This window comes from Achromobacter sp. 1011791174, assembly GCF_059760925.1.
In genome coordinates this window covers 31,219-49,723 of the sequence record NZ_JCBANH010000022.1, presented here as the reverse complement: position 1 = coordinate 49,723, position 18,505 = coordinate 31,219, and the positions used below count along the sequence as shown (strand labels likewise).

The following is an 18,505-nucleotide window of genomic DNA, read 5'->3' as shown; positions in this document are numbered from 1 at the left end:
GATCATGTTTCCTCAAGGACGGATGTAGACGGTCTTGACCGCCGTATAGAAATCGCGGGCGTACTGCCCCTGCTCCCTGGGGCCGAAGCTGGAATCGCCACGGCCGCCGAACGGCACGTGGTAGTCGGTGCCGGCGGTGGGCAGGTTGACCATGACGCAGCCGGTGCGGGCGCGCCGCTTGAAATCGCTGGCGTGCCGCAGCGACCGGGTGACGATGCCGGCCGTAAGGCCGAAACGCGTGTCGTTGAGCATGGTCAGCGCATCCTCGTAGTCGCGCGCCTTGATGACGCAGGCGATCGGACCGAAGACTTCATCGCGGTTGATGCGCATGTCATTGCGCGTGTCGACGAACAGCGCGGGACGCATGTAGTACCCGGGGCGCTCATCCTCAATGCGCTCGCCGCCGCAGGCCAGTCGCGCGCCCTCGGCCCGCGCCAGCTCGATGTAACGCAGGTTCCGCGCCAGCTGGCCCTCGTCGATCACCGGACCGATGTGCACGCCCTCGCGCAAGGGATGGCCGACCTTCAGCTGCCCGATGCGTTCCACCAGCGCCTGCACGTAGCGGTCGTGTATGCCCTCGGTCACGATCAGTCGGGATGAGGCGGTGCACTTCTGCCCGGTGCCGAAGAACGCGCCATTCACCGCGCATTCCACCGCCAGGGGCAGATCGGCGTCGTCCAGCACCACCAGGGCGTTCTTGCTGCCCATTTCCAGTTGGCAGCGCACGAAATTGGCGGCCGTCGCGGCCGCGACCCGGCGGCCGGTCTCGACCGAGCCCGTGAAGCTCAGCGCCTGGATCGCCGCCGACTGGATCAGCCGCTCCCCGACCTCGGCGCCGCTGCCCATGACCAGGTTGAAGGCGCCTGCGGGCAGGGGCTGGCGCGCGATGATCTCGGTCAGCGCCCAGGCGCTGGCAGGCACGGCGTTGGCGGGCTTGAACACGACCGCGTTGCCAAAGGCCAGCGCCGGCGCGATCTTCCAGGCCGCCGTGGCCATCGGGAAATTCCACGGCGTGATGATGGCGACCACGCCGACCGGCTCGCGGCGCACCTCGATTTCCACGCCCGGACGCACGGAGTCCGCCGTCTCGCCCAGCTGCCGCAACACTTCGGCCGCGTAGTAGTGGAAAAACTGGCCCGAACGATGCACTTCGCCCACGCCCTCGGCCAGCGTCTTGCCTTCTTCGCGCGACAACTGCTCGCCCAGTTCTGCCTTGCGCGCGATCAGCTCGTCACCGATCGCCATGAGCACGCGCCAGCGTTCCTCCAGCCCGCTGCGCGCCCAGGCGGGCTGGGCGGCGGCCGCCGCCGCGATGGCCCGGTCGACCTGATCGGCGTCCGCCTGCGCATAGCGTCCCACCACGTCTTCGGTGTCGGCGGGGCTGCGATTGACGATGCTGGAAGCGCCCTCGACCCAGGCGCCGTTGATGTAGTTGCTGAATATGCTGCTGGCCATGCCTGCCTCCCTATGCTGTTGATCGCATGGTAGGAGCCGGCACATATAAAATAAAGTTAGTTCCAACTATTGTTTGATAAGTGAAACTTACCATGCTGCCAGACCTCAGGATCGTCCAGTTGCGTCATTTCGTCTGGGTCGTGGAACTGCAGGGGTTCCATGCCGCCGCGGAACGGGCGCATCGCACCCAGCCCGCCATATCCCTGTCCATCCGCGACCTGGAAGACAAGCTGGGCCAGCCCCTGTTCGAAAAACGCAATGCGCGCGTCGTCAAGCCGGACCTGACGCCCTTCGGCCAGCAGTTCCTCGCCTACGCCAGGGAATTGATCGACCATCACGACCGCGTGATGCGCGAGATGAACCTGGTGGCGCAGAACAAGTCCGGACATCTGCGCATCGCCTCGGTGCCATCGGTCGCCAGCCGCCTGCTGCCGGATATCCTCACGCGCTTCATCGGCCAGGATGCCGGCCTGCATGTCAGCCTGTTCGACGACAGCTCCGAGGCGGTGCTGGCCATGGTGAAGAACCGCCAGGTGGATTTCGGCATTTCCAGCGTCTGGGAGCCGGAAAGCGATCTGCGCTTCACGCCGATCTGGAAGGACAGCATCGGCGTGGTCTGCCACCGGGACCATCCGCTGGCGGCCAGGAAAAAGCTCGACTGGCAGCAGCTGCGCGGCCACCGGCTGATCGCCAACGGCACGTCCCGGCTGCTCGCGGGGACCAGCGCCGGCGAGCTGATCGCCGAATCGCAGATCTACATCTCGAACATGATTTCACTGCTGGCCATGATCGAGGCCGGCATGGGCATCACCACCCTGCCCCGCCTGGCGTTTCCCGCCGAGCCCGGCGCATTGCGCTTCATTCCGCTGGCCGCGCCCCTCGCCAGCCGCGACATCGGCCTGGTGCGCCTGGCCAATCGCTCGCTGCCGGTGGCCGCCCAGGCGCTGTTCGACTTCATCCTGCGCGACAACGGCCTCGCCTCCCGGAACTGAGCAGCCCCACTCATCAAAAACAGTCTCTCCATAAATTCCGCTTATCAAGCAATAGACCGATCTGAATTGCGCCGCCGGTCAGCCTGTCCCAATATCGACGGCACATCGACGCCTCGCATCCTGCTGTCCGCCATGCTGTCGCGGACGCACGGCGCCATTCCATTGAGAGTCCGAGTATGAACACGCTTAGCACCGGGGAAGCCAGCCAGGCCGAAGCCGCGACCCTGCCCATGCGCCCGGCCGGCCAGGTCATGGATCTGGAACGGCTGGGCAGCCTGCATCAGAGCCGCCTGAGCTTCATGCGCGCCCTGGTGCGCCGGATCATGCGCGAGCGCTGGCGGATCGACGCCTCGCGCTTCGAGCTGGACGCCGATGGCCACGGCACCGCGATCTACCGCATCCACACACCCAACGGCCTGTTCAGCTTCGTGCTGTTCTCCCAATACCTGGCGCCGGAAAAGCGCAACGACCGCGTCATCGCCAGCGAATGGGACCTGACCATGGCGCTGTGCGAAGGCGAGGTCGATCCGGACCAGTTGGACAGCCTGCGCCGCAACGTGCCCTTGCAGGAAGCCGGCAGGCTGGACGCCCGCACGATGGTGCTGTCGCGCGCCAACCGGAGCGTGCGCAACTTCGACTATGTCGTGGACGCGCTGGCCCGAGGGCGGCAGCCCGACGCGGCCCGGATCACGCGCGTCGGCTACCTGTACCGCACCACGGCGGTCTACGGCAGCGGCAAGCTGGGCATGGCCGACTGGGAAAAGATCCGGGACAGGCATCCTGATTTCGCCCGCCCCTTCGCCGCGGAAATGTTCACCTGTTTCATGCTGCGCAACTTCAGCCTGCGGCAGGCCGAGCATATCGCCCGCCATCGCGCGCCCGCCACGGCGGTGGCGCTCGAACCGGCGCTCAAACGCTACTTCGGCATCGGCAATTCGACGGGCCTGGGCATGGCGCCCTACCTGATCAACCATCCGCAGCTCATCAGCCGCTGGGTCGAGATGCGCGAACTGGCGCTCGCCCGCATCGTCGCCGCGCCCGCCCCCGCCGCCGCGCGCGCACGACTGCCGCAGCTGCTGGACCGCGCCATCCGCCATCTCCGGGAGACCCATACCGAGGACGAATGGCAGACCGGCAACAACCAGCGCACCCTCGCGGACATGCAGGCCCTGTCCGGCTGGCTGGAAGGCGCGCGGCTGGAATCCTGGAATCCGCTGCTGGAGTGGGCGACGCGCCATTGCAGCCTGCAGGGCCAGGAACTGCTCAACTGCATCCTGCTGGAACTGCACCCGGAGCGGGTGGATGACCTGGATGAACGCCTGGCGCTGCCCGAACGCCTGGAACTGAGGCCGGACATGCCGGCCGCCGAGCTGCGCGCGCTGATCGAATCCGCCTACCGCTGGGCCCTGGAGATCGACTTCGACGCCGACGGCGCGCAGGCGACATTCTGGTACCGGTCGCAGGAAAAGCAGGAACCCCGGCTCGGCCTGTGCGGCATCGACGCGGGCCGCGAAAAACAGATGCCGCTGGGCATCGCCCTCTTGGCGCAGCAATGCCACCGGCGGCTGGTCCGTGACCTGGCCACGCATCCTCACGACCGGGTCGCGGATTTTCTCTTCCGCCATCCCGAGGATCGCGGGATCGTTCGCCGCATCCAGACCATGGCGGCGACGCGCTACGGCGAAATCCGCGCCAACCTGCTGGACCGCGACGTGCTGCCCATGCACCTGCTGCGCTGCAAGCTGTCCTTCTTCGGAGTGAGCAAGTTCGACCCGCGCTCGCGCCTGTGGGTCCGCAACACCATGTTCCAGGGGGCTCCCTTGCTGGAAGATATCGGACACCCCTTTGACGACGACTGGTTCCTGCCACTCGCACCCGCCCAGGAAACCGCCTGATGCTGATCTCCGCCAACGAACTGGCCGCCCTGCTCAAACGCGTCTTCGAAGGGCTTGGCTACCCGCAAGGCCAATACGAGGATGCCGCCGCCATGGCCGGCTGGCTGCCGCTGCATGGCGAAGACGGCCTGGACGCGCTGGCGTGGCAGGCCGACCCCGCGCTGCCCGCCACCGAACTGAGCGTCCCGGCCCCCGGCCGCCTGGTAGCACGATGCCATGGTCGCAGCGCGCTGGACGCCCTGCCGTCCCTGCTGGACCTGGCCTGCCTGCGCGCGTCCCGGCAAGGCCGGATCCAGCTGGAAATCCTGGACTGCCGCGATCGCAAGTGCGTCCTCAAGCTGCTGGCGGATTGCGCCCGCAAGGGCTGCTGGGCCCAGGCGCGATGGGACGACGGCGATGCGCCAGCGCATCGCCACACCGCCTGGATCGAAAGCGGCGCCGATTATCCGAGCTACCAGACGGCGGCCCTGCCGGAACGCGGCGCTGCGGAATCGCCACGCTCCCTGACGCTGACGCTGGATATCGAGCCCCTGCCTGCTCCCGCCCTCGAGGCCGACGCCGCCCGGATCGCCCGACGGGTCACGCCGGCGGACTACGCACAGGCCGGCCGGCGCGCGCTGGAACACGGTACAGAGGTGTCCCCGACGCTGTGGCAACGCCTGAACCGGCTCGCCGAAGCGGTCTTGGTGGAGAACTCGGAACAGTCGCGCAGCGGCGCGGGCGGTCGATGAGCCTGTAGGCCGGGGAGCGCGAAGCCTTCCTGGTTCTCAGAACCGGATCGAGCAGCGTATCCCCGCCGGGATGGCGTTGCCCTTGTTCTCGACCTTGAGCAGCACGGTGAAGGTGCCGCTGGCGGCGTCCATCACCCGGTCGATGCGCCAGACCTTGGCCTGAAGCGGCTTGTCGCTGATGGCCGCGTTGACCGTGACCTGGGCGCCGGCATCGGCCTTGATCTGGCCGTAAAGGCCGTCGGGCACGACCACCTTGACCACCAGCGGATCGATCTGCGCGAGCTTGACGATCTTGTTGTCGTTGATGCGGTCGCCGGGGCCGGCGTAGCGCTCGGCCACCACGCCGTCGAACGGGCTCTTGATGCTGCGCTCGGCCAGGATGGCCTGCTGCAGGGCGACCTGCAGCTGCGCCTGACGGCTGCGCGACGTCATCTCGTCGTAGTCGCCGGCGGGCAGCAGCTTGCGCTGGTACAGGTCGGCGTTGCGCTCCACCACGCGGCCCAGGTAGGCGGCCTCGGCGCGGCGCAGTTGCAGCGTGGCCTCGTCCACATTGGTGTTCAGCTCGGCCACCACCTGCCCCTTCCTGACCTCGTCGCCGCGCTGCACCAGCACCTTGTTCAGCACGCCGGCCGAGGGACTGCCCAGCTCCGACACCTGGAACGGCTCGATCAGGCAGGCCATGGGATGGCCCAGGCTGTCCGCCGGCGCGCCCAGGCCGGTCAGCGGCGGCAAGGCGGCATCGGGCGGCAGGCCCTGGGCCTGCGCGGCGCAGGCCAGCGCGGCGGCAAGGCCAAGGCAGGCGGGACGGAATGCGGCGGAAATCTTCATCTTCGACGGACCTCAGTCTCCCTGTCCGGAAAATGACAGGGAATTCTCCAATTCTTCGTCCGCGGACACCATGCTGCGGCGTTCGCGGGCCAGTTTTCTTTCGGTGCGCGCCTGCGCGTGGCGCAGCCAGCGCGCCGCGACGGCGCGCCAGCCGGGGAAGCTCATCGCCAGCAGCGCGTCCATCGGCCGCGACCAGAGGCTGTTCCTGACGCTGTCCAGCACGGCGTCCTCCAGCGACAGGATGGCCTCGGCATGGCCGGGATCGCCCTGGCGGCCGCTGCGGCCTTCGAGCTGGCGGTCGATGCGGGCGGACTCGTGCCGCTCGGTCAGGATGACGTGCAGGCCGCCGGCCTCGCGCGCGGCGTCCGACAAGGGAATGTCGGTGCCGCGCCCGGCCATGTTGGTGGCGATCATGATGCTGCCGATCTCCCCGGCGCGCCCGACCAGCGCGGCCTCGTCGGCGTCCTGCTTGGCGTTGAGCACGACCGCCGGCAGCGCCGCCTCGGCCAGCACCCGGGCCACCTCCTCCGACGCCGCCACCGAGCGCGTGCCGATCAGCACCGGCACGCCGCGCGCATGCAGCGCGCGACAGCGTTCGCGCACGGCCGCCCATTTGTCCGCCATGGTCCGGTGCACGCTGTCCGGCGCGTGGATCCGGCGCGACTTGCGATGCGTGGGAATGCGGACCACGGGCAGGTTGTAGACGCGGCCCAGCTCCGCCCGGATCTCGGCGGCGGTGCCCGTCATGCCCGCCAGCAACAGGTAGTGCTTGAAGAAGCGCTGGTAGCTGATGCTCTTGAGCGTGGCGCGCGGATCGCTGAGTTCCAGGCCTTCCTTGTGCTCGATCATCTGGTGCAGGCCCTGGCCCCAGGAACGGTCGGGCATGACGCGTCCGGTGAACTCGTCCACCACCATGACCTTGCCGTCGCGCACGATGTACTGCTCATCGAGCCGGTACAGGTGCAGCACGGTCAGCGCGCTCAGGATCAGCTCTTCGCGCCGGAACGGAATGCCCCAGGGCGCGGGCAGGGCCGCGCAGGCCAGGCGCAGATGCTCGCGCCCGGACTCGGTGAGCGCGGCCCGTCGATGCTCCCGCTGGATCAGGTAATGTTCCTCGCGCATGCCCGCCGCCAGCTCCATGGCCTGGGCGGTGACGGCGCCGCCGTCCTCTTCCTGCACGCCCGAAATGATGAGCGGCGTGCGCGCCTCGTCGACCAGCACGCTGTCGGCCTCGTCCACGATGGCGAAGCACAGGCCGCGCAGGAACAGCTCGCCGACGCGCCCCTCGCCGCCGCGCAGCCATTCCAGCCGCAGCCGGTCCTCGTCCTTGTCGTCGTCCAGCACGATCAGGTCGCGCAGATAGTCGAAGACGAGGGTCTTGTTCGAGCAGTACACGATGTCGGCCCGATAGGCCCGCCGCCGCTCGGCAGGATCCATTTCCATGCTGACCCAGGCCACGCTCAGGCCCAGCGCCTGATACAGCGGCGTCATGATCTGCGCGTCGCGCTCGACCAGATAATCGTTGGTGGTGATGACATGCACCGGCAGCCCGGCCAGCGCCGCCGTGGCGGCCGGCAGCGTGGCGGTCAGCGTCTTGCCCTCGCCCGTGTTCATCTCGGCCACCATGCCCTGCAGCATGGCCCAGCCGCCCAGCAGCTGCACATCGAAATGCGCCTTGCCCAGCGCCAGCCGGCCCGCCTGCCGCACCAGCGCGAAGGCGCGCGCGGCGCCGGCCTGGGTGATGCCGTTGCAGCGCAGGTCGAACGCCACCTCGTCGGCGCGCGCGCGCACACCGGCAAGATCCAGCCCGGCCAGCCGGCCGGCCTCGCGATGCACCTGCGCCAGGATGCGGCGGGTGCGCCACAGCGGCTGACGCCGCTTGCGCGCCAGCCAGCGCAGCGCCGCCGTGCCCCAGGCCTCCAGCTTGTTGGCGTGCCGCTCGCTCTCCCTTTCGGGATAGAGCGGGTCGGGCGCCAAAGCAGCACAAATATCCATTTCAGTCATATCCACGAAGTGGAACGTCACAACTTGGCAAAACCGTCACGACCAGGGCCACACGGATCCGGCTATGCCGGTCCGTAGTGGCGCCCCCTTGAGGGGGGCCGCCCAGGTGGGAAGCGCGCAGCGCTGCGGGGGTGGGTTTCCTCCATTAGAGTTTTAGCTGGCGCAGCACCATCTGGCGCACCATATCGTAGGCCTGCAACGCGATCGGCCGGGGCTCGTGGGAGAACTTCACATAGACGCGCGCGCCCACGTAACCGCGCGGCGCGTCCGGCGGCAATTGCAGGTCCATGACGAACAGGTTCTCCGCCGACTTGGCCCGCCCTTCCTGCGACTTGCGCGGATCCACGCCGATGCTGCCGCCGCCCTGCAGGCTCAGCGCCATGCTGGGCAGCTCGTCGGTGGCCGACGGCACCTCGCGCAGCACGCGCGCCTCGAACTCGCGGCCCGCGTCCTGCACCAGCCGCACGCGCACGCCTTCCAGCGAGCGATGGATCCGCTCCAGGCTGGACTGCGGCACCACCACGCGCACCGTCTCGGCCTCGGTCAGCACATAGCCCAGCAGCTCGCCGCGCTGGACGTAGCGGCCGGTCATGTCCTCGGGCTGGGCCGAAACGTAGCGGCCGGCGTGCCGGCTGCGCACCTGTTGCGACTGCACCTGTTCATCGACCGCGCGCTTCTCGGTCAGCAGGCTCTGCCATTGATGGCGCGTGATGGCGGCCTGCACCGGATTCTGGGCATGCGCCTGCACGTAGCGCGCCTGGTACTCGTCGACCTGGGCGGCCAGCATGGCGTCGCGCCGCTGCAGTTCGTCGTTCTCCAGCGCCAGCAGCGGCGCGCCCGCCTCCACGAGCGCATCGTCCGCCGCCTGGCGCTCGCGGACGAAGCCGGCCACCGGCGCGCGCACCTGGGCCGACGGCGGCACCCAGACCACGCCCTCGGTATCGGTCGAGGACGGCATGGGCACGGCGCCCGCCAGTCCGGCCGCCGCCAGCACGCAGAGCGCGGTGATGGCATAGGACCGCCCCCGGCGCGCCTGGATCTGCGGGTCGGTGAACAGCTGCCGCGCCAGCCGCCACAGCGGCATGACAATGGTGTTCAGGATGGCCCAGCAGGCCAGCAGGACGCCGAAGAAAAAGAACTGCCCCGCCACCAGGAAGATGGCCAGGAACATGATGAACATGCGGTAGACGAAGGACAGCAGCGCATAGCCCACGAACCACCACTGCTCGCCCCGGCTGGCGCGCGGCGCCTCGACGGCGGCCAGGCCCAGCACGTAGCGCTTGAACAGATACCCGAGCCAGGCATTGGCGCGCTGCCCCAGGTTGGGAATCTCGATGGCGTCCGACAGCACGTAGTAGCCGTCATAGCGCAGCAGGGGATTGCCGTTCATGAAGAGCGTGGACACGCCGCACAGGATGATGACGTTGTAGGCCACGGACCGTCCCAGGCCCGGCTCCAGCTGCGTCCAGGCGATCATGGCCAGCGCCGCCAGGAACAGCTCCACCAGGATGCCCGCCGCCCCCACCAGCATGCGCCAGCGCTTATCGGCGAAGCCGGCCGCCGCCGACGCGTCCACATAGGGAATGGGCACCAGCAGCAGGAACATCAGCCCGATCTCGTGGACCTCGCCGCCGCGCGCCTTGACCGCGCAGGCGTGGCCCAGCTCGTGGACGGCCTTGACCAGCGGATACACCAGCGCCATGGCCAGCACATTGCCGGCCGAGAACACCTGGTCCCAGACGTTGTGCGTCAGCGCCTTCCAGTGCATGGCGCCCAGCGCAGCGCCGTAGAGCACCACGGCCAGCCACAGCAGCCCACCCACCCAGGTAAACAGCCAGCGGTAGTACGGCAGCGCGGCGCTCAGCCAGCGGTCGGGATCGAGCAGCGGCAGCTTGAGCGCGCTGGGATTGCCGACGTACTGCTTGATCTTCTGCGCGCGCTGGCGGCGGCGGCGCTGCACCAGGTCGCGCACGTCCGGCGCGCGATCGGTCATCAGCACGTCGGCGCGGTGCAGCTGGGACATCAGGCGGATGACCTCGTCCTGCGGCATGGCGTCGTCGTCCAGCTGCGCGCAGGCGATCTCCCAGATCTGCTGCACGCTGCGGCGTCCGTCCATCAGGCTGATCAGCAGGTTGGCCTCGGGCGTGTAGCGGTGGAATTCGCCGTTGCTCTGGTCCTGCATCACATACCAGACCTGCCCCCGATAGGTGTGGCGCTGGATGTGGATGTGCGAGCGCAGGCGCGGCCGCAGCGCGCTGACGCGGTGCCAGGAATTGCTGTAGAGGGCGGTGGCCGTCATGTTCCGCTTCCTACCCGAACCAGGCCCACCACTTCAGGCGCAGCCAGTCCATGAAGCCATGGGTCCAGATCCAGGCGTAGCGGCGCTCGCCGATGTCGATGCGCCCCACGCCCTCCATGCCCGGGCGCAGCGTGGCGCTCTCGCCCGGCGTCAGGCTGGCCTCCAGGCGGAACACCGTCTTGCCTTCCTGGACCTGGGCCAGCGGCACGATGCGCGTGACCGTGAAGGGGATCTGCCGGTCGGGCATGGCGGCCAGCGCCACCCTGCCGGTCTGCCCCACCGCCACGTCGTCGATCTGGCGGTCCTCCACGTCCAGCCACAGGCGGTAGCCGTCCAGCGGCGAGAGCTTGAACAGCTCCTGACCGCGCTTGACCGCCTCGCCCAGCTGCTGGCTCAGGTCGCCGCTGACCAGCACGCCGTCGAACGGCGCGCGCAGGCTGGAACGCTGGATCTGCTGCCGGTAGAACTGGATCTGGGCCATGGCCTGGCGCGCCTGCGCCTGAGCGATGGCGGCGGCGGCGCTGTCGCCGCGCGCCATGGCCTCCTCGCCCTGGCGGCGGTACTGCACCTCCAGGTTGCCGGCGCGCAGCAGCTCCAGCTCGGTCTCGCGGATATCCAGCACGGCCAGCACATCGCCCTGCCTGACCTCGTCGCCGGCGCGGCGGGTGGCCTCGGCGATATAGCCCTCGAACGGCGCCGCGACCACGCGCTGCACCACGCCCTGCACGGTGGCGGACGCGCCGACGCGATAGGGCCCGTGGGCCAGCGCGGCGAACAGCGCCAGCGCCGCCACCGCCAGCACCAGCAGCTTGCGGCCGATGTAGCGCGCGCCGAACAAGCGGCCCGCTTCGCGCAGCAGCGCGTCGCGGCCCTTGCGCCACAGGGGCCGTTCCTGGCGCAGCCGCTGGTACAGCACCCGGCCCGCCAGCAGCGCCACGCTCTGGCACAGCTCAATGTCCTGGCGGTCGAAACCGCGCCCGTCCGGCCGCTCGAACAGCAAGGCGCCGCGCGCCTCGGCGTCGGGCGCGAAGGGCACGGTCAGCACGTGGCGGTTGCCGAACTCGCGCGCCAGCTTGTGGTGGGCGCGCAGCTGGATGGTGCGGCCCTCGTCCTGGGGCAGGCAGAGCGTGGTGTTCTGGTCCACGGCCTCGTCCATGGCCTCGGCCACCGCCTGCACCAGGTTCATGTTCTGCACCAGGCGGCTGCTGTGCGACAGCGCCTGCACCTTGATGCGCCCGTCCTGACGAAAGCCGATGCTCACGCGGTCGCATTCCAGGCGGGTCGCCAGGTCGGTCACCAGCGTCAGCGCCACGTCCTTGAAGCGGCCCTCCTTCAAGGCGCGCGCGACGCTGTTGACGACGTACATCAGCCGCTCGATGGTCAGCGCGCTGTCGTTGCGCTCGCCCTGCAGCAGCCAGGCCTCCAGCACGCCCGCGCCCCAGCGCAGGGCCTGCACCACGGGCTCGGGCGGCTGCGGCGCGGTCTCGAAGGCGGCCACGCCATGCAGGCGGCCGCCCAGCACGATGGGATAGGCCACGGTCAGGGCGCGGCCGTCGGCGGCCACGGCCGTCTCGCGGCCCTGCAGGCAATCATCCACCAGGTTGTAGAAACCCGGCCCGGGACGGCTGCCGGCGGGCGTGGCGGCCGCCACCTCGAACGGCCCGGTGTCCGGCTCGCCCAGGATCAGCGCGCCATGGCGCAGGTCCGCGAGCTGGCTGGCCTGCAGGGCCACCCAGGCTTGCAGGAACGCCTGCCGGTCGGCGCTGGAAGACAGCGCCGCCCCCCAGGCCAGGTCCGCGCGCTTCACCTGCGCGGCGACGATCGGATCATTCATCCTCGCTCAGGGCCTGCGCCTCCTCCAGCGGCATGTCCTGGCGGATCATGCGCACACCGGTCTTGCGACGGGCCTTGTTCTCCCATGTATTGGTTTTGGAATTGAACACCACCGAGCCGGTCGCGCCCAGCGCGCCGGACAGGCCCAGCACGCCCACGCCCGCCGCCAGGGCCGCGCGCTCGTCAGGCGCCCGATCCGGCGCGGCGAACGGCTGGAGCGCCGCCTCGCCGGCGGACGCCCGCGGACGCGGATCCTGCTCCTGCCCGTCGGCCTGCCGCCCTTGCTGCTGCTCCTCCTGATCCTGTTCCTGATGCGAGCCGTCCCCCGGCGCTTCCGTCCCGGCCGGGCCGGACGGCGCCATGCTTCGGCCCGCGTCCGACGCGTCCGCGCCACCACGCATGCTGACTACGCCAGGCGCGGCATCGCCGGCAGCATAGAGCGAAATGCCGCCATCGTGGCGTTCGATGACGATATCCGGACGCTCCGGCGCCACGCTGACGCGGCCGCCATCCTGCGCGGCGTGGCCGGCGGACAGGAAGGCCACGCTGCGTTGCGTCCAGGCGCGTTCGAAAACCGGATGCGGCGCATGCCCCAGCGTGCCGGGCCAGGAATACAGCGCTTCCAGCGAGCGGGTGATCAGGTCGGGCGAGTTGCCGCCCGGGCCGAAGCGCGTCAGGTTGACGACGCGGCTGCCCGACAGATCGAAGTAGATGGCCGCGAAATCGCCCACCATCACGTCCTTGGAGAAGCTGCCTCGGAACATGTCGGAACCACGGCCGCCCAGCATGAAATTGCCGCCGGTGCCCGCCAGCAGGATGTCGTCGCCGCCATAGGCGATATCCAGTGTCTCGGCGACGCTGAAACGATCGTTGACGAAGGTCACCCTGCCGTTGTCGCCGAACATGACGTTGGATCCCGCGCCGCTTTCCAGCACGTCGTTGCCGACGCCGCCGATCATCACGCCTTCGCCATTGTTGTAGAGCGAATTGTTGCCGCCCTGCGATGGGAAGGTGGAAGCGAAGGACAGGATGCGCCCCGCCGCCGTGTACAGCGCCTGCGCCGCGTTGCCGGCCATCAGGTTGAAGCCGCCGGCCGCCCGGATGCTGTCGTCGCCCATGCCGCCGAACAGCACGTTGCGCCCGCTGCCGACCGAGATGGCATTGCGGCCCGCCGTCGGCACATTGATGGTTTCCAGCGCGAGCAGGCCGGCGCCCGCCAGGTAACGGGCCTCGCCGCCCGGCGCGGCGGGATCGATGAAATCACCCCGATCGCGCAGGTAGTTGACCGGCGTCACCGTCACGATGCGGCCGAAGTTGGCAAACACGATGTTGTTGCCGTCGCCCGCGGTGATGGTGTTGCCGCCGACGGCCAGCCGGTCCGCCGCCGCGCCCACCGCCTGTCCGGCGGCCTGATCCGGACTCAGCACCAGCGTCAGCGCGTACAGCGAACGCAGGTCCGGCGAGCTGCGCATGTCCATGGGCGTCCCCAGGTCGATGTTCAGGCCGGCATTGCCGAACACGATGTTGTTGCCCTGGCCGGCATGGATCGTGTTGTTGCCGCCGCCGCCGGCGATCAGGTCCTTGCCCGAGCCGCCGTAGATCAGGTCGTCGCCGGCGCCGCCGTACAGGATCACGCCCTGGGTCGCCCCGCGCGCGTCCAGCACGTTGTTGCCCGCCCTGCCGAAGGCCAGCGCCTGGCCCGCCACCCGGTGGCCGGGCGTGGCGGTGTAGTAGCGGTCGTCCTGACTGGTGGAGCCGAACAGCAGCACCGGCCGGCTGGCGCCGCCCACGGTATCTCCCTGGACCACCAGCGTGTTGCTGCCGCCGCCGCCCTGCACCAGGGTCACGGTGCCCACGGGCGCATGGCGCACGGTGTAGGTGTCGTCGCCCTGGCCCAGCATGGTGTTGACCGACTGCACGCCGTGGAAGACGATGCCCCGGTCATAGCCATGGATGCCGGCTTCGCTGGCCTGGAAGATGCTGCCCGCCGCCGCGCCCACGCCCGGCGTCATGCCCAGTCCGGTGATGCGGCCGAAGTCGCCCGCCTGCGGGTTGTTATACAGCCTGCCCAGGCCGCTCAGCTGCGCGGCCATGTCCTGCATGCCCACCTGGCCGGTGAGCGTGCCGTCGTCGAACAGGCGGATGCGGTTGTTGGCCGCGGCCGTCGGCGCCTGGCCGGTATTGCGCGCGCCCAGCGGCGCGTCGGTCTCGCCGGGCAGGCCCACGCCGGCGCGCAGCGCGCCGTCGTAGTCCGGCTTGTCCAGCGCGCCGCCCTCGATCAGCAGGCTGCCCTGGATGCCGGACACGTCGTGCGGCTGGTCGGGATAGTTGGCATAGCTCACGCCCGTGACCGGATCCACGACGATCGTTGGCTGGTCGGTGGCGCGCGGCGCGCGCACCTTGCCCGGATCGTTGGGCGGTCCGGCGTGACCCGGATCGGCCACCGGCACGACGATGGATGGCAGGGCCACATCGTGCATGCCGGGCAGCGTGGTGAACAGCGTGGCCGACAGCCGCAGGTCGCGGCCGGCCAGGCTCACCGGCGGCAGGCCGATGCCCGGGCCGTCCTCCAGCTTGACCAACACCTGCCGGGTCGTATCCCAGCCCTGCCCGCCGACGCCATTGGCGTCGAACGCCAGCACCACGCTTTCATGCCAGGTCTGACCGCCGTCGGTCGACAGCAGCAGGCCACGGCCCTGCAGGCCCTGGCGCACGGCCGCCAGCCCATCGGCGGCGGACAGGCCCGTGCCTTGCGTCAGCGAGCCGTAGAGCGCGGACGCCAGCATGGCGCTGGTCAGCGACACATAAGCCTGGCCGCTGGCCGGACGCGGCAGGATGCCCATGTCCAGGCTCACCGACAACGCCAACGGCGCGCCGCCGCTGCCGTTCAGCGCGCCCGGCTGGGCGGTGACGACGACGGGCTGCTTGCCGTCCAGCACGCCGCGCGAGCCGTCGCGGCCGCTGACGATGGTATTGCCCGTCACATCGCCCGACAGGTCGAAGGTATTGCTGCCGCTGCCGCCGATCAGGGTGGTGATCACGTTGCTGCGCGTGGACAGCACATAGATGTGGTCGTTGCCCTCGCGCGCGTCCAGGTTCACCCTCTGGATATTCTGGTAGCGGGTGTTCAGCCCGGCGCCGCGCAGCCCTTCCTGCGTCAGCACGAAGGCATCATCCTCCTCCGTGCCCAGCGTGGTGTACGTGTTCACGCCCTCGCCGCCATCGATGGACAGTTCGCCGTTGAGCACGTAACCGCGCGCGCCGCCCGCCTGCGCCTGATCCTGCTTGAAGGCGTAGACCATGAAGGCGTCGTCGCGCTTGCCGCCATGCAACGCCAGCGGCGCGGCATTGCTGTAGATGCGGAACACGTTGACGCTGTTCTCGGCGCCGTAGATCGTCATGCCATGGCTGTTGCCGCGCGACAGATAGCCCTGCGTGGTGCGCACGGTATCGATCCGGTCGCCCGCCGCCACACTGGGCGGCAGCCGGTCCAGCCCGTACAGCTGGCCGATCTGGAACTCGTTGCGCTTTGCCGGATCGCTGCCGCGGCCGCCGTCGATGACGACCTGCGTGCCGGTGTCGTCGATGTAGAAGCGATTGCCGCCGTCCACCGCGTTCAGGCGCAGCCCGCCCGTGCTGGTCCGGTCGTAGTTCACGCGCTGCACCGCGTCGGCGTAGCCCGCGCCCTGCGGCGTCAGCTTGGCCAGATAGCCGGCGCGCAGCAGGAAGGTCTCGTCCTGCGCGGTGCCATTGATGGTCAGCTGGTTGACGCCCGCCAGGTTCTCGCGGCCCTGCCCGTCGGAATGATGGACATTGATCAGCACGGAGGTCAGCGCCTCGGCCAGATTGACGATGACGCGGTTGGAGCCCGCGCCGCCGTCGACGTCGACGCGATCGACCTGACCGGGAACGGTCTGCCGGCTGGTCAGCGACGGCAGCTTGTCCAGCACGATGAGGTCGTTGCCCGCTCCCCCGGAAATCGACACGCCGCCCGCCAGCGCCCGCGCCGACAGATAGATGTAATCGTCGCCATCGCCGCCCAGCACCGTCGCGCCAGCCCCCAGCAGGATCTGCGACATCCAGATCTTGTCATTGCCGGCGCCGGATTCGACGTGCAAACGGCCCAGGAAGTCCGCCATCGACAGGCTGATGAGATCCTGGCCGTTGCCCGTCAGGATCGTCGTCGCGCCATGCTGGACGGTCTCGGACAGCAGCACGCGGTTGTCGCCGTCGCCCGCGTCTATCCTCAGCATGCCCTGGCCGACGGTCCGCGTCAGCGTGATCTGGTCGGCATCCCTGCCGGTGACGATGGACGTATCGCCGCCCACCGTGACCGTCTCCAGCGCGACGACGTTGCCGCCGTCGCCGGCGTCGATCGTCAGGCCGCCGGTCAGGCCGCCGTTGACCAGCGTGATCTGATCCGCGTCCTTGCCGGTCGTGATGCGCGTATCACCGCCCACCGTCACCGTCTCCAGCTTGACGACATTGCCGCCGTCGCCGGCGTCGATCGTCAGGCCGCCGGTCAGGCCGCTGTTGACCAGCGTGATCTGATCTACGTCCTTGCCGCTCGTGATGCGCGTGTCGCCGCCCACCGTCACCGTCTCCAGCTTGACGACGTTGCCGCCGTCGCCGGCGTCGATCGTCAGGCCGCCGGTCAGGCCGCTGTTGACCAGCGTGATCTGATCCGCGTCCTTGCCGGTCGTGATGCGTGTAGCGCCGCCCACCGTCGTGGTATCCAGCCTGACGACATTGCCGCCGTCGCCGGCGTCGATCGTCAGACCGCCGGTCAGACCGCTGTTGACCAGCGTGATCTGGTCCGCGTCCTTGCCGCTCGTGATGGACGTGTCGCCGCCGACCGTCGCCGTGTCCAGCGTGACGACATTGCCGCCGTCGCCGGTCAAGATGGACAATCCGCCGCCGACGCGCGTGCCGATCACGGATACCGTGTCGTTGCCCGCGCCCGTCTCGATGCGCACGCCGCCCGAGGTTTCGGTCGACTGCAACACCACGCGGTCATCACCGTCCTGCGTGGACACCGTCAGCAGCTGCTGCGCGATCAGGCGCGCGCGGATCTCGATATCGTCCTGGCCGGACCCGCCCAGAATCTGCATCGTGTTGCCCTGGGTCAGCAAGCCGTTGCCGTCCAGCGCGCCGCCAGCGTCGGCGGTCGCGCCGAAGCGGACGGTGTTGGCGCCGGTCTCGCTGCCGTGGATGACGATTTCCGGCGCCAGCAGGCGGCCGTCTATCGTGATGGCCGAGGCCTTGCCGTAGGCGCCGCGGTCATCGCGGTCCACACGCAGGTTCATGCGCTGTCCGGCCGAGATCAGGCCGCCGGGCTGACCATTGGACGGAGCGGCGACATACAGGTTGTTGCCGGCCAGCAGGCTGGCCACGCCCACGGCGCTGAGCGCCGAGCCGGCCGCCACATGAATGTCCCCGCCCACGCCAGCCGCGCTGGAACGCGCCGCCAGCCAGACGTTGCGCGCCTCGATCCGGCCCACGTTGAGCGCCAGCGTCTGCGTGGCGCCCAGCGCATCGTCAGCCTGGGCCACCTGCACCAGCGCGACGTCGCCGCCGGCCGTGGCGTTGAGCGTGGCCTGCGGCCCGATGGCCGCCACGATCAGCGCGTCGTTGACCGCCGCGCCCGCGGCGTCGGACTGGCCGTAGCCGCCGACCGAGCCGGCCGCCGTGAAATACAGGCTGCCGCCGATGACGACCGGATCGGCGCGGCCGGCGGACAGGCCCGGATGCGCGGTCTTGTCGTTGACGATACTGGCCTGGCTGCTCAGGCGGATCTCGTCGCGGTTGCGCGATTCCACGTGCGCCAGCGCCAGGTCATGCGCGCCCAGCTGGCTGATCGCCACGGCCCCCTGGGCCAGCGCGATCAGATAGCCGGACAGATCGGTCAACAGCGGCTGCGCCGCCACGCCGATGCCGCCGGACAGGGTGCCCAGCCAGGCATTGCGCGCGGTCAGCGCGGCCTGGCCCGGCGCCGTGCCGTTCAGGATGTCTTCCAGCGCGTAGATCCGCGCGTCGCCGCGCAGGCCATTGCCGTCCGCCACCGTCACGCCGCCCAGGCGCAGGCCATGCAGGCCATAGACGTTCAGGCTGGTTCCGGCCTGCGCCTTCAGCACGGCCTGACTATCGCTGGCCGACAGATTGACCAGCACGGGCGACCCGTCCGCCGACAGGTCCGCGCCCAGCTGGCCGACGGACTGCCCCGCGATCAGGACCACCTCCCGCGCATAGCCCAGCGCCGCAAGCGCCTGCGCGCTCAGTTCGCTGAGCGTGACGTTGGCGTATTGGCGCTGGCCCGCCGCCGTGGCGTTCAGGATCGACTGCCCCGCCTGCAGCGTGACGTTGCCGGCGGCGATCACCTGGCCCACGCGCAGGTTGGCGTCGGCCTGGTAGCTGGAGCCGGCCTGGGCCGTGCCCTTGGTATTGGCCAGCACCAGGTTCAGGTCGACG

The 18,505-nt window shown here is 69.5% G+C and carries 9 protein-coding genes (1 of these 9 cut by a window edge); 3 read left to right on the top strand and 6 right to left on the bottom strand.

Features of this window, described 5'->3' with window-relative positions; genetic code table 11:
* Positions 1-12: 12 nt before the first annotated feature.
* On the bottom strand, positions 13-1,443 hold the full coding sequence (locus tag AC6LJ5_RS10580; RefSeq protein ID WP_498140446.1) for an aldehyde dehydrogenase family protein: 1,431 nt from the start codon (positions 1,441-1,443) through the stop codon (positions 13-15).
* Positions 1,444-1,547: 104 nt separating this feature from the next.
* On the opposite strand from AC6LJ5_RS10580, the gene AC6LJ5_RS10575 reads away from it, so the two are divergent.
* The 3 genes from AC6LJ5_RS10575 to AC6LJ5_RS10565 all read left to right on the top strand — a co-directional run bounded on the left by AC6LJ5_RS10575 (position 1,548) and on the right by AC6LJ5_RS10565 (position 5,073).
* Positions 1,548-2,447, top strand: a complete 900-nt coding sequence (locus tag AC6LJ5_RS10575; protein WP_103272621.1) for a LysR family transcriptional regulator — start codon at positions 1,548-1,550, stop codon at positions 2,445-2,447.
* A 176-nt stretch (positions 2,448-2,623) separates the two neighbouring features.
* Positions 2,624-4,342, top strand: coding sequence for a hypothetical protein (locus AC6LJ5_RS10570; protein ID WP_498140433.1), 1,719 nt, complete (start codon positions 2,624-2,626; stop codon positions 4,340-4,342).
* Positions 4,342-5,073 carry a DUF3726 domain-containing protein gene (locus AC6LJ5_RS10565; protein WP_103272619.1) on the top strand — a complete coding sequence of 244 codons (732 nt, stop codon included), beginning with the start codon at positions 4,342-4,344 and terminating at the stop codon, positions 5,071-5,073. The genes AC6LJ5_RS10570 and AC6LJ5_RS10565 overlap by 1 nt, the downstream gene beginning before the upstream one ends.
* Positions 5,074-5,109: 36 nt before the next feature.
* On the opposite strand, the gene AC6LJ5_RS10560 is transcribed toward AC6LJ5_RS10565, so the two are convergent.
* The 5 genes from AC6LJ5_RS10560 to AC6LJ5_RS10540 form a co-directional block, all read right to left on the bottom strand.
* Positions 5,110-5,901, bottom strand: coding sequence for an efflux RND transporter periplasmic adaptor subunit (locus AC6LJ5_RS10560; RefSeq protein ID WP_103272618.1), 792 nt, complete (start codon positions 5,899-5,901; stop codon positions 5,110-5,112).
* 12 nt (positions 5,902-5,913) lie between these two features.
* Positions 5,914-7,896 (bottom strand): preprotein translocase subunit SecA, encoded by a 1,983-nt coding sequence (locus AC6LJ5_RS10555; RefSeq protein ID WP_498140432.1) that lies wholly within the window; start codon positions 7,894-7,896, stop codon positions 5,914-5,916.
* A 154-nt stretch (positions 7,897-8,050) separates the two neighbouring features.
* On the bottom strand, positions 8,051-10,204 hold the full coding sequence (locus tag AC6LJ5_RS10550) for a hypothetical protein (protein WP_498140431.1): 2,154 nt from the start codon (positions 10,202-10,204) through the stop codon (positions 8,051-8,053).
* Between the two features lie 10 nt (positions 10,205-10,214).
* Entirely contained in the window at positions 10,215-12,038 is a 1,824-nt protein-coding gene (locus tag AC6LJ5_RS10545; RefSeq protein WP_498140430.1) for an efflux RND transporter periplasmic adaptor subunit, read from the bottom strand.
* Positions 12,031-18,505 carry the end of a DUF4347 domain-containing protein gene (locus tag AC6LJ5_RS10540; RefSeq protein ID WP_498140429.1) on the bottom strand. Its footprint extends 25,409 nt past the window's final position, so only the last 6,475 of its 31,884 coding nucleotides appear in the window; its start codon lies beyond the right edge, outside the window — the gene reads right to left on this strand; the stop codon is at positions 12,031-12,033. The genes AC6LJ5_RS10545 and AC6LJ5_RS10540 overlap by 8 nt, the downstream gene beginning before the upstream one ends.

What these genes read in the sequence shown, in the direction of transcription:
- AC6LJ5_RS10575 (WP_103272621.1), top strand. Translation starts at nt 1,548, where the DNA reads ATGCTGCCAGACCTCAGGATCGTCCAGTTGCGTCATTTCGTCTGGGTC.
- AC6LJ5_RS10570 (WP_498140433.1), top strand. Translation starts at nt 2,624, where the DNA reads ATGAACACGCTTAGCACCGGGGAAGCCAGCCAGGCCGAAGCCGCGACC.
- AC6LJ5_RS10565 (WP_103272619.1), top strand. Translation starts at nt 4,342, where the DNA reads ATGCTGATCTCCGCCAACGAACTGGCCGCCCTGCTCAAACGCGTCTTC.
- AC6LJ5_RS10560 (WP_103272618.1), bottom strand. Translation starts at nt 5,901, where the DNA reads ATGAAGATTTCCGCCGCATTCCGTCCCGCCTGCCTTGGCCTTGCCGCC.
- AC6LJ5_RS10555 (WP_498140432.1), bottom strand. Translation starts at nt 7,896, where the DNA reads ATGGATATTTGTGCTGCTTTGGCGCCCGACCCGCTCTATCCCGAAAGG.
- AC6LJ5_RS10550 (WP_498140431.1), bottom strand. Translation starts at nt 10,204, where the DNA reads ATGACGGCCACCGCCCTCTACAGCAATTCCTGGCACCGCGTCAGCGCG.
- AC6LJ5_RS10545 (WP_498140430.1), bottom strand. Translation starts at nt 12,038, where the DNA reads ATGAATGATCCGATCGTCGCCGCGCAGGTGAAGCGCGCGGACCTGGCC.